Genomic DNA, 16,636 nt, shown 5'->3' with positions numbered 1-16,636 from the left:
AGTTTTATAGCCAAACTCCCTCATCTAGTATTCAGTGGTGGTTTGGGTATATCGCTTTTAATGAGTCGTTGTAACACGTTTAGCGTGAGCGATTAGTTGACGGGCATTGAAAATTCAATCGTTTTAGGCGTACTCGATTGCCTTGATTGATATTTTTACCGTGCCCCAATTTGATTGCCATGCTATAAAATTATTATAAAAAAATATTAAATTTTACAATAATGTAGGATGTAACATGAAAGATAACTCATCAACAATTATTTACACTGAAACAGACGAAGCGCCAGCATTGGCTACCCTTTCACTTTTACCTATTATCAGAACGTTTACTAACGCTGCAGGGGTGGCGGTTGAAACCCGTGATATCTCGTTATCGGGACGTATTATTGCCAGTTTCCCAGAGCAACTGACCGACGCTCAAAAAATTGCAGATCATTTGGCTGAACTTGGCGAGTTAGCTAATCAGCCTGAAGCCAATATCATTAAATTACCTAATATCAGTGCTTCGATTCCACAATTAAAAGCGTGTATCGCTGAACTGCAGCAAAAAGGTTATGACATCCCTAACTATCCGGATGAGCCTAAAACCGACGCTGAAAAATCAATTAAAGTCCGTTACGACAAGATCAAAGGCAGTGCAGTTAACCCAGTGCTGCGTGAAGGTAACTCAGATCGCCGTGCACCGTTATCAGTTAAAAACTTTGCCAAAAAACACCCGCACTCTATGGGTAAATGGGCTAGCGATTCTAAGTCACACGTTGCTCATATGACCGACGGTGATTTCTATGGTAGCGAGCAGTCAGTGACTTTGTCAGATGCTGGCAGCGTGAATATCGTGCTGACGCAAAAAGATGGTCAAGAAGTGGTGCTTAAATCAGGCCTTAAGTTATTGGCTGGCGAAATTATCGATGCGGCAGTATTAAGCAAAAAAGCCCTAGTGAGCTTTTATGAGCGTGAAATCGAAAACGCCAAAGCAGAAGATGTGTTGTTATCGCTACATCTGAAAGCCACTATGATGAAAGTGTCTGATCCTATTATGTTTGGTCATGCTGTGAAGGTATTCTTCAAGCCAGTATTTGACAAACATGCCGCGCTTTTTGCTGAATTAGGCGTAGATGTTAACAATGGTTTTGGTGATGTGTATGCCAAAATAGCCACATTACCAGCAGATAGCCGCGCCGAAGTTGAAGCCGATATCGCCGCCGTTTATGCTGCGCGCCCAGCATTGGCTATGGTGGATTCTGATAAAGGCATTACTAACTTACACGTACCAAGTGACATCATTATTGATGCCTCTATGCCTGCTGCGATCCGCTCATCTGGCCAAATGTGGGGACCAGACGGTCAACTGCATGACACTAAAGCCATGATCCCCGATCGTTGTTACGCCGGTATCTACCAAGAAACTATTGCGTTTTGTAAAGAACACGGTGCTTTTGATCCTAAAACCATGGGCAGCGTGCCTAACGTGGGTTTGATGGCGCAAAAAGCAGAAGAATACGGTAGCCATGATAAAACCTTCGAAATCCCAGCTGACGGAGTGGTGAACGTTGTTGATGCTAGCGGTAAAGTATTAATGACTCACAACGTTGAGGCGGGTGACATTTGGAGAATGTGCCAAGTTAAAGATGCGCCAATTCGTGACTGGGTAAAACTGGCCGTGCGCCGTGCTCGTTTAAGCAATACTCCAGCCGTATTTTGGTTAGACAGCAAGCGTGCCCACGATGCAGAAATCATAGCTAAAGTGCAGCAATATCTGCCAGAACATGACACTAATGGCTTAGATATCAGCATTATGTCACCTGAAGAAGCGACTCGTTTCTCTTTGACTCGCATCAAAGATGGCCAAGATACTATCTCTGTTACAGGTAACGTTTTACGTGATTACCTAACCGATCTATTCCCTATTCTCGAACTGGGCACCAGCGCAAAAATGCTATCAATTGTTCCGTTAATGAACGGTGGTGGCTTATTTGAAACTGGCGCGGGCGGCAGTGCACCAAAGCACGTGCAGCAATTTGAGAAAGAAGGTCATTTGCGTTGGGACTCATTGGGTGAGTTTTTAGCACTGGCGGCGTCTTTAGAGCATTTGAGCCAAACAGTGGGTAATCCTAAAGCACAAGTATTGGCCGATACCTTAGACCAAGCCATTGGCCAATTCTTAGATAGTAACAAATCACCATCAAGAAGAGTGGGCGAGCTCGACAACCGTGGTAGTCATTTCTACTTAGCCATGTATTGGGCACAAGCCCTAGCAGCGCAAGCGAGTGATGAGCAGTTACAAGCGCATTTCATTCCATTAGCGCACGCGTTAGCGGTAGAGGAGCAAGTGATTGTCGCCGAGTTAGCGACGGCACAAGGTGCACCTGTCGATTTAGGTGGTTATTATCGTTTAGATGCGGCAAAAGCAGAAAAAGCCATGCGTCCAAGCGAAACGTTGAACAAACTGTTAGTGGGTTAGTATTAACCGCGAACATCACGAAAAAGGATCTGTAATGCAGATCCTTTTTTATATGACCGGATGAAGCCGCAGTGGAATATTATGTGCACTAATAAAAAGGCAGGGATATATCCCTGCCTTTTAGATCATTGGCCTCACCAAACGTTATTTTGTTGGTGAAATGGCTGACGCATGCATCCCTTTTGGGCCTGCTTCTACTTCAAAGTGAACTGGCTGGCCTGCTTTTAGAGTTCTATAGCCTTCCATTTCAATGGTAGAATAATGTGCAAAAACGTCCTCACCACCTTGATCAGGGCAAATAAACCCGAATCCTTTGGCGTTGTTGAACCATTTAACAGTTCCGCTTGCCATACTTCAACTTCCTTCTGTTGTTTACTTACCAGTAAGATAGTAAAACTGCTGTAGACGGTTATTCTTTCACCGTCAGAACAACAGAATGTAAGGAGTAAAAGCGGAAGTCAAGCTAAAATTAACAAGTAAGCAACAACTAATTAATTTGATCGGAACAAATTGGAAGAGGCCAACACGAGAGGCTAGTATTAAAAATGGCGAAGATAGGAAATATTGAACACGTTGAAGAACGTATCGAATCAGAGTTGATGCCACCTTCGATGTATAAGGTAGTACTCAATAACGATGATTACACACCAATGGATTTTGTGATTGAAGTTTTACAGGTTTTTTTTCGCAAGAATGAGCAGGAAGCGACCGATATTATGTTAATGATCCATCACCAAGGGAAAGGTATTTGCGGAATTTTCCCTTTTGGGATTGCAGAAACTAAGGTGATACAAGTAAATCAATTTGCAAGACAAAACCAACATCCGTTACTGTGTTCATTAGAGAAAGCATAAAATCGCTTAACTCTGTAGTCTGTTGTTAATTTTTTGGGGGTGCTTATGCTGAACAAAGATCTGGAAGTCACCTTGAATCTGGCGTTTCAGCAAGCCAGAGACGCGCGTCACGAGTATATGACAGTGGAACATCTGTTATTAGCGCTGATCGACAATCCTGCTGCTCAAGAAGCGTTAACCGCTTGTGGCGCAAATCTAGATAAACTCAGAGATGAAGTGGCAAGCTTTATCCAACAAACAACGCCAATCATTGCCGATATTGACGATGACAAAGAAACTCAGCCAACGCTTGGGTTTCAGAGAGTGCTGCAACGTGCAGTATTCCATGTGCAGTCATCGGGCCGCAATGAAGTGAATGGTGCTAATGTTTTAGTCGCTATTTTTAGTGAACAAGAATCCCAAGCCGTATATTTATTACGCCGCTGTGATATCAGTCGCTTAGATGTGGTGAACTTTATTTCCCATGGTTTTGCGAAAAATGACGATGCTGAATCGCCACAAGATCAAGAACGTGTCGAAGAACAGGGCGAAAGCAGTGAAGAGCGCAGCATGTTGTCGCAATTTGCGTCCAACTTAAACCAGCTGGCTAAACAAGGGGATATCGACCCTTTAATTGGTCGCGATCAAGAAATTGAGCGCGCTATTCAAACCCTATGCCGTCGCCGTAAAAATAACCCGCTGTTAGTGGGTGAGGCTGGCGTAGGTAAAACTGCGATTGCTGAAGGCCTAGCGTATCGTATCGTCAATAAACAAGTGCCCGATGTCATGTTAGAAGCGACGGTCTATTCCTTAGATTTAGGCTCACTACTGGCAGGGACAAAATATCGCGGTGATTTTGAAAAGCGCTTTAAGAACCTACTAAAAGAGTTAGCCGCCGATAAACATGCCATTTTGTTTATCGATGAAATTCACACCATTATCGGTGCGGGCGCAGCTTCTGGCGGGGTAATGGATGCCTCCAACCTGTTAAAGCCTTTATTATCTAGCGGTAATTTGCGCTGTATGGGCTCGACGACGTTCCAAGAATATCAAAGTATTTTTGAGAAAGACCGCGCGCTTGCCCGTCGTTTCCAAAAGGTGGATATCAATGAGCCTTCAGTGGAAGAAACCACGAAGATTTTGATGGGGCTTAAGTCTAAATACGAAGAATATCATGGGGTTCGTTATACTCAAGCCGCTATCAGTAGCGCAGCGGTATTATCGGCGAAGCATATCAATGATAGGCATTTACCTGATAAAGCCATTGATGTAATTGATGAAGCGGGTGCGCGTATGGTGATGTTGCCGATAAGTAAGCGCAAAAAGACTATAGGCCAAGCTGAAATTGAATCCATTGTGGCAAAAATGGCCCGTATTCCTGAAAAATCGGTATCGGCTACGGATAAAGACTTACTGCGTAATCTTGAGCGTAATTTGAAGATGGTGGTCTTTGGACAAGATAAAGCCATTGAGAGTTTGAGTTCGGCGATTCGCTTATCGCGCAGTGGTTTAGGTACAGATAAAAAACCAGTAGGCAGTTTTTTGTTTGCTGGCCCAACTGGTGTGGGTAAAACTGAAGTCACAAATCAACTGGCTAACTGCCTAGGGATGAAACTGATACGCTTTGATATGTCTGAGTACATGGAAAGCCACACAGTGTCACGTTTGATTGGTGCGCCTCCAGGCTATGTAGGTTATGACCAAGGTGGATTACTAACAGACGCAGTGATTAAAAATCCGCATTGCGTGGTGTTACTAGACGAAATCGAGAAAGCTCATCCTAATGTCTATAACTTACTATTGCAGGTAATGGATCACGGCACATTGACCGATAATAATGGCCGTAAGGCGGACTTTAGAAACGTCACCTTAGTGATGACCACTAACGCGGGTGTACAAGAGACCATTCGTAAATCGATTGGTTTTTCTCAGCAAGATCATACCCAAGATGCATTAGCTGAAATTAATCGGGTATTTTCACCAGAATTTAGAAACCGTCTCGATTCTATCGTGTGGTTCAATCATTTGGATATGACGATTATCGCTAAAGTGGTTGATAAGTTTTTGGTGGAACTACAGGCTCAATTAGATGCTAAGCACGTTACTTTAGATGTCAGCGACGAAGCTAGGACCTTACTGGCCGAGAAAGGTTATGACAAGAACATGGGTGCGCGCCCTATGGCACGAGTCGTGACCGAATTGATCAAACGTCCATTAGCAGACGAGATCTTATTTGGTGCGTTAGAGTCTGGCGGTGTTGCACATGTGGATGTGAAAGAGGGCGAGATTGTTATTCGCACTGAACGCCTTGAAAAAACGACGACAAAAGCTTAGTAATTGATTAATCATTATTTTTAGGCATAAAAATGGCTGCAATTGCAGCCATTTTTTCATCTTTCGCAAACAAAAAAACCCGGTCTTTCCGGGTTTTTAAATCTAAGAGGCTATATCAGCGTGCGCGGAAGACAATGCGACCTTTGGTCAGATCATAAGGAGTCAGCTGGACGGTAACTTTATCGCCAGTGAGGATCCGGATGTAGTTTTTGCGCATTTTGCCTGAAATGTGGGCTATCACCACATGACCATTTTCAAGCTCTACACGAAACATTGTGTTTGGCAAGGTTTCAAGGATAGTGCCTTGCATTTCAATGTTGTCTTCTTTCGCCATTAATAATTATCCCATTAGCCTTCGAATATAAAAAACGGGCGTATCATGCCCCAAATTCACCTTGCTGTAAAGGGGAAGTACTTAGCAAACTTGGGAATACTCCCAGCCCTTAGGAGTCAGAATTTGATAAGGACGGTATAAACGCTTGTAAGACATCTTACGGTTTTCATCTATTTGATATCCGAGATAAACAAATTCTTTGCCCATCAGTTTTGCCAGCCGACACTGAATTAAAATTAACAGTGCGCCAAGTGAGCGATGCTCTTCATTAGGGTCAAAATAGCTATAAATCGCCGACAGACTTTGGGGCAATGTATCCGTGACAGCCACTGCCAATAATTTATTACCTTCATAGACTTCGATAAACGTGGGCGGCAGCCAGTTGCAAAAGAGAAAGTGGTTATATTGATCTTCACTTGGTGGAAACATAGGGCCGTCAAAATGTCGCTCACGAATGTAATGTTCATACAGTGCGTATTGTGCAGCAGTTTGCTCAGAGGTCACCCGCCATGTCAGATCTTGGTTTTTGGCTAAAGTCCGTTTTTGGCGCTTAGATGGCACAAATTCATACGCTGGCACACGGATAGGCTGACACGCACTGCAATGTGGGCATCGAGGTTTATAAATGGAGCTGCCACTGCGGCGAAAACCCACCGCGAGTAAACGCTCAAATAAAAGTGGGTCGAGGGTCTCTTCTTGGATAACCAATAATTGCTCTTGTTGACCATCGAGGTAGCTGCAGGGAAATACTTGGCTGATACCAATAGCAATCGATGCTTTATTCGAGTTCAAGAATGACCTCTTTAGTGGTCCAAGTCATTGGGTTCACGGGGTTGTTTCTCAGTTCGCTCAGTAACGTTATAAAATCAATGCGTTTAATGGCTTTCGCCCCCAAACTTTCTAGGTGGGGATTCATGATTTGCGCATCTATTAGTTTAAACCCCATTTTAACTAAATGCTGTTGCAGTGCTGCAACAGCGGCTTTGGAAGCATTGGTTTTACGGTGAAACATCGATTCGCCGCAAAACACTTGGCCGATTGCTAAGCCGTAAAGTCCACCGATTAAACCTTCACCTTCCCAGACTTCAATGGAATGGGCGTGACCGGTGTTATGCAGCTCGCGATAGGCCATTTGAATTTCTTGAGAGATCCACGTTCCGTCCTGTTTTAGGCGTGGCTGAGCACATCCGGCCATCACATCGGTAAACGCTTGATTGATTGTAATGCGCCAAGGTTGCTTTTTTAAATACTTGCGCAGACTGGTGCTGATGTGGATTTCATCGGGAATGAACACTGCGCGGGGATCGGGCGACCACCATAAAATGGGATCGTCTTCATTAAACCAAGGGAAAATACCGTTGTAGTAAGCCGAGAGTAAACGTTCTGGACGCAAGTCACCGCCGATAGCCAATAAACCATTAGGATCAGTTAAGGCGAGTTCGGGTGAAGGAAAAGCTTCAAATTCGTGATTCAAAAAAGACAGAGACTTCACAATTGAGTATGATTTAGTTATTGGCCTTATTACTACGTTAGCGGAAATTCAGATATGTGGAAACCTACTCTAGCAAGCTTTATGTTTATTTTTGCTTTTCTCATCAACCCCGCTATTGCGGGTTATGAGCGTAATCAAGCTGTACCTGTTGAGAAAGTGCTCTATGGCGATATTACTTCAGTGCGTAATATTACTGAAACCCAGTTAATTGAAGATCGCAATCAAGGTTGGAAAACCTTCGGTGGCGCGTTGGCGGGCGGAGTGATAGGCCATCAGTTTGGCGGTGGTTCAGGCCAAGATGTGGCAACCATTCTAGGCGCGTTAATTGGTGGTGGCATTGGTAATCGATATGGTAGCGGCACGACGACGCAATCGTTAAAGCTGGTTGAATTAATGATTAATCAAGAAGATGGTACGCAGGTTATGGTGATTCAAGATTACGACTCTGGCATGGTTTTTAATGCGGGTGACAGAGTGCGCGTGGTCTATCTGCAAAGTGGCGTGCGTGTCGACTTGGCCATGTAGGCTCAATTATCATCCGTAGTAAAAAATTATTATTTTCAGTAAAAATAAGTGGTGTAGCAATGACACGGATAGAACTAATCCAATATTTAGCTGATTTTTTACATGTGTCGGCTTTTAAAGATTACGCACCTAATGGGTTGCAAATAGAAGGTAAGGATGAAATTCGTACCATAGTCACAGGGGTGACGGCATGTCAGGCCTTGATAGATGAAGCGATTCGTTTAAATGCCGATGCGATTTTGGTCCATCATGGTTTTTTTTGGAAGAACGAGCCGGAAGTGATCATAGGGATGAAGCAACGCCGAATCAAAGCGCTGCTCAAGTATGACATCAACCTATTGGGTTACCATTTACCCTTAGACGCTCATCCCATGCTGGGTAATAACGCGACGTTAGGCAGACAACTTGGGATCATCGATGCAGAAGCCATCGAAGAGGTGGCTCAGGGGCTGTTGTGGCGTGGCAAACTTGATCTTGCCGTTAGTGCTAGCGAATTTTCTAAAACCCTCGAAAATGCTTTAGGCAGAGCACCACTGCATATCGGTAATGGTGATGGTAAAATTCAACATTTAGCTTGGTGCACTGGCGGCGCGCAGGACTATATCGATATTGCGGCAAGTTTAGGCGTGGATGCGTTTATCAGTGGTGAAGTGTCCGAACGCACTTTCCACAGTGCGGTGGAGCAAGGCATACATTATTTTGCGGCTGGACACCATGCGACTGAACGTTTCGGTATTCAAGCCTTAGGTCGCCATCTCGCCCGTGAGTTTGGTTTAGTGCATCATTTTGTTGATATTACTAATCCAGTTTAACGCATATCTTTAGACGGCTACGATACCAATCTAACCAATAGATCTTTAATGGAAAATCTGGTTTTGCTTGGTTTCTTTTATTGTCACTAAAACCTATTTATTTAGCAGTTTATACAAACTGCTATTTGCCAAGATTAGCGGTAACTAGTTAACTAAATCAGCCGCAAAGCGGATAATATAAAGATGCCTAAAGTGCAAGTGACCAGCGAGCAGACTGTGGTTAGGGCTATAATATTGGCCGCAAGGGGCGCATTTCCACCCATGGCACGCGCCATCACATAGCTTGCGGCTGCGGTGGGCGCAGAACTCATTAAAAAGACCAGTGCTAACTCAATTTCTCGATAGCCCAACAGCAAGGCTCCAATCGTGATAAAAAGTGGGGCAAAGATCAGTTTTAATGAGGTCGAGAACCAAGTCGAATGTTTTTCATGCTTGAGTGAACCAATATCGAGCGAACCGCCAGTGCACAGTAGTGCTAAGGGCAGGGTCATATTGGCAAAGTAGTGTCCCGCATCGAGCACCATTTTCGGTACTGGAATAGCAAGTAAATAGAACAACATACCGACCATAATAGCAATGATCAGTGGATTTTTGGTGATGGTCTTGATGATCACGCCAAATGCACGTTGGCTGGATTCTTCGCCTTTAGGGCTTAGGCAAATAACCGCTTGAATGTTATACAGCAGTGTCATCGAGGCGACATAGACCGCGGCTAAGGCAACGCCAGAACTCCCATAAGCGTTAGAAACATAAGCTAAGCCAATAATGGCGGTATTGGCCCTAAATCCCCCTTGAATGATCACACCTTGGTCTTTGTGCTTGGGGAAAAGCCGCCCAGTTGCATAAGTGGAGAGTATAAAAAACAATAGATTGGCTATCAAACCATAGCCAATCAAGTGAGCGCTGGAGGCAAGACTGTGATTGGAGCTGATGATACTGAGAAACAGTAACGCAGGCAGTGTTACGTTAAAGACTAATTTTGATGCGACATCAATAAAGTTTTCATTGATGATTTGGGTGCGTTTTAGGAGCACGCCGAGTGCTAACATTAAACAAATAGGACCTGTTATTGATGCAGAAAACAGTAACTGCTCAATGATCATTTCCATAGTTATTCCTTGAATTATTCACTTAAAATCCTGTCGATTTTAGACTTGTCACAGATATGAATACCACACTGCAGCAAATGTTGTGGTGATAGAGATGTGCGCATCAACTTAATCCCTTAAACTATGTTTTGTAAACTTGGTCTCTTAAACTTAATATTTACATTCAACAGCTTAAAAAATAAGAGATACTCAGTGTCCACGAACGATACCAACAAATAAGGCCACATAAAATGCGGCCTTATTGATTTTTTGAGTATGGTCTAATGCGGATTACTTAACGCGCATGCCAGGCTGCGCGCCTTCATGGGGTTCTAAAATCCACAGGTCGCTGCCACCAGGGCCAGCAGCTAACACCATACCTTCTGACATGCCAAAACGCATTTTACGTGGCGCTAAGTTTGCCACCATCACCGTCAGTTTGCCTTCGAGATCTTCTGGCGAATAGGCTGATTTAATGCCTGCAAACACTTGGCGCGTTTCGCCACCGATATCGAGTTGTAACTTCAGCAGTTTATCGGCATCAGCAACATGTTCGGCTTTAACGATGCGAGCGATACGCAGGTCGATTTTAGCAAAATCATCAAAGTTGATGGTTTCACTGATTGGATCGTCAACCAGCGGCTCACTGCTGACAACTGAAGCCTCAGCCGTCTTTTCAGCTACTGCTGTCTTTGGCACATCGGCCGTGACTTGCAAGTTATCCTTAGAATCAGCGACCATAGCATTAACTTTATCTAACTCAACACGCTGCATCATGGCTTTGAATGGCGCGATTTCATGGCCCGCTAAATCTTGGCTCAATGCATCCCAAGTCAGTGGCAATTGGAAGAAGGCTTCCACATCTTGCGCTAAACGTGGCAATACAGGTTTTAGATAAGTCACCAAAATACGGAACAGATTCAAGGCGTTTGAACACACTTGATGGGCGGCTTCCTGTTGGTCATCGTGTTTTACCATTTGCCAAGGCGCGGCATCAGCCACAAAACCGTTAGCAATATCTGCCAGTGCCATGATTTCGCGCACGGCTTTGCCATATTCGCGAGTCTCGTAAAATTCGGCAATCACGTCTTGTTTGGCTAAAAACACTTCAGTTAAGCTGGTATCGCTAATTTTTGCGAGCTTGCCATCAAAACGCTTAGTGATAAAGCCGGCGGTGCGTGAGGCTAAATTCACTAATTTACCGACTAGATCTGAGTTAACTCGCTGGGCGAAATCTTCTAGATTTAAGTCTAAGTCGTCGATACGACTGCTGAGTTTTGCGGCGTAGTAATAACGTAAATATTCAGGATCTAAATGATCTAGATACGTGCGCGCTTTAATAAAAGTGCCTTTGGATTTTGACATTTTCGCGCCATTAACTGTCACGTAGCCGTGGGCATAGACGCTATTTGGCTGGCGATAGCCTGAGCCGTGCAGCATGGCGGGCCAGAACAAGCTGTGGAAGTAAACAATATCTTTACCAATGAAGTGATAAACCTCGGCTGTAGAATCTTTACCCCAAAACTCATCGAAGCTCAGCTCTGGACGTTTGTCACATAGATTTTTAAATGAACCCATGTAACCAATTGGCGCATCTAGCCAAACGTAGAAATATTTGCCCGGCGCATCGGGGATTTCGAAACCAAAATACGGTGCATCACGGGTAATATCCCACTGCTTTAAACCTTGCTCAAACCATTCGTCGAGTTTGTTAGCCATTTCGACTTGCAGAGCGCCCGAGCGGGTCCACTCTTTTAGCATGCCTTCGAAGGCGGGTAGGTCAAAGAAAAAGTGCTCAGAATCTTTCATTACTGGCGTTGCACCCGATACCGCTGATTTAGGGTTTATCAGTTCGGTTGGGCTATAAGTTGCGCCGCAGGCATCGCAGTTATCGCCGTATTGGTCAGGCGACTTACACTTAGGGCATGTCCCTTTAACAAAACGGTCGGGTAGGAACATGGATTTTTCAGGATCGAACAACTGAGAAATGCTCTTGCTCTTGATGTAACCATTGGCACGTAGTTTGAGATAAATATCGTTCGCCAATACGCGGTTTTCTTCACTGTGGGTGCTGTGATAGTTATCGAAAGCAATATTGAAATCAGCAAAATCCTGCTGATGTTCAGTGTTCACTTGGGCAATCATATTTTCAGGCGCGATGCCTAATTGCTGTGCTTTGAGCATGATTGGCGTGCCATGGGCATCATCGGCACAAATATAGTGGCACTCATGTCCACGAAGTTTTTGATAACGCGACCAGATATCAGTTTGGATGTATTCCAACATGTGACCTAAGTGTATCGGTCCGTTTGCATAGGGAAGTGCGCTGGTCACGAGAATTTTACGTTGTGAAGTTGCCATCTGTTCTCAAATATCGTGGTGGGCCAAAAATATTGGTAGAGATACTAACTGATTACAGGATGATTTTCATCAAAACCTGAGTCGATTGAGCTAAAACTGCGCTAATGTTTTCAGCATTATCTGGTACACTTGCACAAATTTATCAGTGGGGGTAATTCTTTTGTCTTCAATACAAACCGATTATCGTCTAAATGACGATCTTCTCGAGCCTGTTCTGGCTATTCTCGATTCATTTGTTGACCCGTATTTATCAAAGGGGTTAGTGAGCGCAGGATGCGTAAACAAACTTGCGTTGGAAGGTAAGCGTTTGTTGCTTGGCTTAGTTTATCCGTACCCTTGCATGACACAGTATCGCGATACTGTGATGGCGTTGACGAACAAGTTAGCCGTTCTTGATGCTATCGATGAGGTTGAATGCGAAATTGATTTTCAACCTAAAGTCTATTCCGCTTTATCTGCTATTGCGCCTATTGCTAATGTAAAACAAGTGATTGCAGTTGCATCAGGTAAAGGTGGTGTAGGTAAATCAACTACTGCGGTTAACCTTGCTTTAGCGTTAGCAGCAGAAGGCGCACAAGTCGGTATCCTCGATGCGGATATTTACGGTCCGTCCGTGCCTATGATGTTAGGCATTCCTAATTTCAAACCGGTTTCACCCGATGGCAAACATATGACCGCAGCCAGTGCCCATGGCATTGCCGCGCAATCGATTGGTTTTATGCTCAGTGGTGATGAGGCCGCCGTATGGCGTGGTCCTATGGCTGCTGGCGCACTGGCACAATTGCTGAACGAAACCCAATGGCCAGAGCTGGATTATTTAGTGATTGATATGCCGCCAGGTACTGGGGATATTCAATTAACGTTGTCGCAAAAAGTGCCTGTAAGTGGCGCAGTTATTGTTACAACGCCACAAGATATCGCGCTGGCTGACGCCCAAAAAGGCATCAACATGTTCCAAAAAGTGAACATTCCAGTGCTGGGTATTGTCGAAAATATGAGTTTTCATTTATGTCCTGAATGTGGCCATAAAGAACACCCATTTGGTACGCACGGTGGCAGTAAAATGGCCGAGCGTTATAACGTGCCATTGTTAGGGGCTTTGCCGCTACATATTAATATTCGTGAAGCAATGGATATCGGTTCTCCTACAGTGGTAGCGGATCCTGACAGCGAAGTAGCCGCACTTTATCGGGAAATTGCCCGTAAAGTGGGCGCCGAATTGGCACTCAAACAGAGCCAAAAAGCAGTTTCTATCAGCATGTCAGACGACGAGTAAGGTTTAAGGGTATGAATTCTCAGCAGTGTGTCGTTATTGCAATTGCAGGCGCGTCAGCATCGGGCAAAAGTTTAATTGCCAAAACGATTTTTGACGAATTACGTCGCGATTTAGGCACAGATCAAATAGGGGTAATTAATGAAGATGCGTATTATCGCGATCAGAGTCATTTATCCATGGATGAACGGATATTAACCAATTACGATCATCCAAAAGCGCTAGACCACCAACTGCTGTGTACCCATTTACAGTTACTTAAGTCTGGCGAAGCTGTTGATATCCCTTGTTATAGTTATACTGAACACACCCGCACCGCAGAAACGCTTACCATGACCCCTAAAAAGGTCATTATCTTAGAAGGTATTTTGTTACTGACTGACCCTAAGTTACGTGCACTGATGGATGCGAGTGTGTTTATGGATACACCACTAGACATTTGTTTCTTACGTCGTTTAACCCGTGATGTGGCAGAGCGCGGCCGTACTATGGAATCGGTGATTTCTCAATACAAAAAAACCGTGCGCCCAATGTTCTTACAGTTTATTGATCCATCGAAACAATACGCCGACATTATCGTGCCCCGTGGCGGTAAAAATCGTATAGCGACCGATATTTTAAAAACGCGTATTCAACATTTACTGGCGAAATAACGAAATAGCAACTCAAGGAGTAATAGGCAAGATGCGCTTAACTGATATCGAAATTGAACAAGCCCTTGATAACGGCACTATTGTAATAGAACCTCGCCCCGGCATTGAGGCTATTTCAGGCGTCAGTGTTGACGTGCGCTTAGGTGGACAGTTTCGAGTCTTTAAAGATCATACCGCGCCTTTTATCGACTTGAGTGGCCCTAGTGCTGAAATGCAAACGGCGCTCGATCGGGTGATGAGTGAGATTATCGAAATCCCCGATGGAGAAGCCTTTTTCTTGCATCCTGGCGAATTAGCGCTGGCCGTCACCTATGAGAGCGTGACGTTACCCGCCGATATCGTCGGTTGGCTTGATGGCCGTTCATCACTGGCACGTTTAGGCTTAATGGTGCATGTGACTGCGCACCGAATCGATCCGGGTTGGCAGGGGAAAATTGTGCTCGAGTTTTTTAACAGCGGCAAGTTACCTTTAGCCCTACGCCCGCGTATGACCATAGGCGCGCTTAATTTTGAACGCCTAAATCATGCGGTCGCCCGTCCTTATAACACTCGCAAGAATGCTAAATACAAAGATCAACAAGAAGCGGTGGCTAGCCGTATCAGTCAGGACTAAGTCTGGTGATTTGGGTAAACGGCGTAGCGCAGGCGAATATCGATCCTACCGATCGAGGCATTGCCTACGGTGATGGCCTGTTTGCGACCATGCGAACCGGCGCTGAGGGGGTTTTATTTTTTGAAACCCATCAAGCTCGTTTAACTGCAGGCGCCGCAAGACTTGGATTTCAATGGCAAATGAGTGAAGCATTGCAACAACAGCTTCAGGCTTTAGCCATTGAGTATCCACAGCATTGTATTAAGTTAATCGTTACCCGTGGTGTTGGTGGCCGTGGCTACACACCACCAGAAACAGTTAAACCTACTGAAATTGTTTCAGTGCATACTATTCCGAGCCATTATATCCAGTGGCAACAACGGGGTATTTGCCTTAAAACCTCGTCGATACGCTTAGGTTTGCAGCCTTTATTGGCTGGAGTAAAGCACTTAAATCGACTCGAGCAGGTGTTGATAAAATCCCATCCGCTACCGCAGGGCTTTGACGACTGGCTAGTGACTGATATTGAAAATAATGTGATTGAGTCTTCAATGGCAAATGTATTTTTTATCAAAGGTAATTGCGTATTTACTCCTTCATTAGCGCTGTGTGGCGTGGCGGGCGTGATGCGTGAGCAGGTTATGCAAGCCTTGCTTGAACAGAACATCAATATTGAATGTTTGCCCGTTGGCGCCGAGCGTTTAATCGAATTTGACTCAGCGTTTATCACTAACAGCATTTTAGGCATAGTGGATGTGCTAGCGATTGATTCGCTCACATTCACTCGTGCTCCTATTACTGCGCAACTTAGACAGACACTTTCACTTATCCTATGAAAAAAATCATTATTATTGCCAGTTCAACCCTGTTGACCTTGCTGACGTTAGCCTGTGTGGGAGCTTTTTGGGGCTATCAAACAGTGATTGAGTACAGCCAAACACCGCTAAGTTTAAGTGAGCCTAGAGAGTTGACTGTTGCCCGCGGTACCAGTGTGAATCAATTGGCACAACAACTCGCTGATGACGGCGTGATCCAAGATACTTGGAAACTCAAATGGTTACTAAAGTTTCGCCCTGAGCTGGCGAATATTCGTAGCGGGCTTTACGAAATGTCACCATTACAAACCATTACTGATTTACTTAATGATTTGATTGCCGGCAAGGTTAAAACCTTCAGTTTAACCTTAGTTGAGGGGAAAACTATCGCTGAGTGGGAACAACAATTAGCCAGTGCTCCGCATTTAAAAATGTCGCCAGAGGTCTTTGTGGCAGTATTGATGGAGCAGGGTGATGACTCCGCGTTGCCCGAAGGTAAGTTTTTCCCCGATACTTACCATTATACTGCTGAGGCAGATGTTAAAGTCCTACTGACTCAAAGTTATAAAATGATGGAGCAGGAGCTTGCCAAAGCGTGGGCAGAACGAGCGCCCAATTTACCGTTAAAATCATCCTACGAAATGTTAATTTTGGCATCGATAGTTGAAAAAGAAACTGGTCAGGCCCATGAACGGGAGCAAATAGCGGGAGTATTTGTTAATCGTCTTAATCAAGGCATGCGCCTACAAACCGATCCGACCGTAATTTACGGTATGGGCGAGCGTTATAAAGGTAATATTACCCGTAAAGATTTAGTCGAAGAAACGCCATTTAATACTTATCGTATCTTTGGATTACCACCGACCCCGATTGCAGCGCCGAGTAAAGCGTCACTAGCTGCAGTGTCTAAACCTGCCAGCGTGAGTTATCTTTATTTTGTATCGCGCAACGATGGCACCCATGTGTTTTCCAGTACGCTTGAAGAACACAATAATGCCGTTGATATATACCAGCGCAAGAAAAAACCAGTAGCGCCAGTAAAGTCACCTAAGTAAAAACAGAG

16 protein-coding genes are annotated in these 16,636 nt (G+C 44.6%); 10 read left to right on the top strand and 6 right to left on the bottom strand.

Translation table 11 applies throughout. The features are described from left to right. Nucleotides 1–235: 235 nt before the first annotated feature. A complete protein-coding gene (locus C9I43_RS07980; RefSeq protein ID WP_076499692.1) occupies nt 236–2,461 on the top strand; it encodes an NADP-dependent isocitrate dehydrogenase in 2,226 nt (741 codons plus the stop codon). A gap of 144 nt (nt 2,462–2,605) precedes the next feature. Here C9I43_RS07980 and cspD read toward each other — a convergent pair whose 3' ends face one another. After that, a complete protein-coding gene (cspD, locus tag C9I43_RS07975) occupies nt 2,606–2,812 on the bottom strand; it encodes a cold shock domain-containing protein CspD (protein WP_076499694.1) in 207 nt (68 codons plus the stop codon). 194 nt (nt 2,813–3,006) lie between these two features. Between cspD and clpS the strand changes: the two genes are divergently transcribed. Further along, complete coding sequence (gene clpS, locus C9I43_RS07970) at nt 3,007–3,315, top strand: ATP-dependent Clp protease adapter ClpS (protein ID WP_076499696.1); 309 nt, start codon at nt 3,007–3,009, stop codon at nt 3,313–3,315. A gap of 45 nt (nt 3,316–3,360) precedes the next feature. Further along, nucleotides 3,361–5,628 (top strand): ATP-dependent Clp protease ATP-binding subunit ClpA, encoded by a 2,268-nt coding sequence (clpA, locus tag C9I43_RS07965; protein ID WP_107883104.1) that lies wholly within the window; start codon nt 3,361–3,363, stop codon nt 5,626–5,628. 115 nt (nt 5,629–5,743) lie between these two features. On the opposite strand, the gene infA is transcribed toward clpA, so the two are convergent. The 3 genes from infA to aat all read right to left on the bottom strand — a co-directional run bounded on the left by infA (nt 5,744) and on the right by aat (nt 7,454). Next, a complete protein-coding gene (gene infA / locus C9I43_RS07960) occupies nt 5,744–5,962 on the bottom strand; it encodes a translation initiation factor IF-1 (RefSeq protein WP_006081934.1) in 219 nt (72 codons plus the stop codon). Nucleotides 5,963–6,043: 81 nt separating this feature from the next. Continuing rightward, nucleotides 6,044–6,754 carry an arginyltransferase gene (locus tag C9I43_RS07955; protein WP_107883103.1) on the bottom strand — a complete coding sequence of 237 codons (711 nt, stop codon included), beginning with the start codon at nt 6,752–6,754 and terminating at the stop codon, nt 6,044–6,046. Further along, a complete protein-coding gene (aat, locus tag C9I43_RS07950) occupies nt 6,741–7,454 on the bottom strand; it encodes a leucyl/phenylalanyl-tRNA--protein transferase (RefSeq protein WP_076499702.1) in 714 nt (237 codons plus the stop codon). The genes C9I43_RS07955 and aat overlap by 14 nt, the downstream gene beginning before the upstream one ends. Nucleotides 7,455–7,508: 54 nt before the next feature. On the opposite strand from aat, the gene C9I43_RS07945 reads away from it, so the two are divergent. Then, entirely contained in the window at nt 7,509–7,979 is a 471-nt protein-coding gene (locus C9I43_RS07945) for an outer membrane lipoprotein (RefSeq protein ID WP_107883102.1), read from the top strand. A 59-nt stretch (nt 7,980–8,038) separates the two neighbouring features. Further along, nucleotides 8,039–8,791 carry a Nif3-like dinuclear metal center hexameric protein gene (locus C9I43_RS07940; RefSeq protein ID WP_107883101.1) on the top strand — a complete coding sequence of 251 codons (753 nt, stop codon included), beginning with the start codon at nt 8,039–8,041 and terminating at the stop codon, nt 8,789–8,791. A 152-nt stretch (nt 8,792–8,943) separates the two neighbouring features. Here C9I43_RS07940 and C9I43_RS07935 read toward each other — a convergent pair whose 3' ends face one another. Together C9I43_RS07935 and metG are read right to left on the bottom strand one after the other, a co-directional pair. Next, a complete protein-coding gene (locus C9I43_RS07935) occupies nt 8,944–9,900 on the bottom strand; it encodes an AEC family transporter (protein WP_107883100.1) in 957 nt (318 codons plus the stop codon). A gap of 270 nt (nt 9,901–10,170) precedes the next feature. After that, entirely contained in the window at nt 10,171–12,240 is a 2,070-nt protein-coding gene (gene metG, locus C9I43_RS07930) for a methionine--tRNA ligase (protein WP_107883099.1), read from the bottom strand. Between the two features lie 160 nt (nt 12,241–12,400). On the opposite strand from metG, the gene apbC reads away from it, so the two are divergent. Genes apbC through mltG form a run of 5 tightly spaced genes read left to right on the top strand, consistent with a single transcriptional unit; the run spans nt 12,401 to nt 16,628 of the window. Then, nucleotides 12,401–13,516 (top strand): iron-sulfur cluster carrier protein ApbC, encoded by a 1,116-nt coding sequence (apbC, locus tag C9I43_RS07925; RefSeq protein WP_076499712.1) that lies wholly within the window; start codon nt 12,401–12,403, stop codon nt 13,514–13,516. 11 nt (nt 13,517–13,527) lie between these two features. Next, nucleotides 13,528–14,166 (top strand): uridine kinase, encoded by a 639-nt coding sequence (gene udk, locus C9I43_RS07920; RefSeq protein WP_076499714.1) that lies wholly within the window; start codon nt 13,528–13,530, stop codon nt 14,164–14,166. Nucleotides 14,167–14,197: 31 nt separating this feature from the next. Further along, a complete protein-coding gene (gene dcd / locus C9I43_RS07915) occupies nt 14,198–14,779 on the top strand; it encodes a dCTP deaminase (protein WP_076499716.1) in 582 nt (193 codons plus the stop codon). 5 nt (nt 14,780–14,784) lie between these two features. Then, nucleotides 14,785–15,594, top strand: a complete 810-nt coding sequence (gene pabC, locus C9I43_RS07910) for an aminodeoxychorismate lyase (protein WP_107883098.1) — start codon at nt 14,785–14,787, stop codon at nt 15,592–15,594. After that, nucleotides 15,591–16,628 carry an endolytic transglycosylase MltG gene (mltG, locus tag C9I43_RS07905; protein WP_107883097.1) on the top strand — a complete coding sequence of 346 codons (1,038 nt, stop codon included), beginning with the start codon at nt 15,591–15,593 and terminating at the stop codon, nt 16,626–16,628. Before pabC ends, mltG begins: the two co-directional genes overlap by 4 nt. Nucleotides 16,629–16,636 lie beyond the last annotated feature (8 nt).

The sequence above is a fragment of the Shewanella morhuae genome, from assembly GCF_003028295.1.
Taxonomy (GTDB): domain Bacteria; phylum Pseudomonadota; class Gammaproteobacteria; order Enterobacterales; family Shewanellaceae; genus Shewanella; species Shewanella morhuae.
This window is presented reverse-complemented; position numbering and strand designations above follow the sequence as displayed.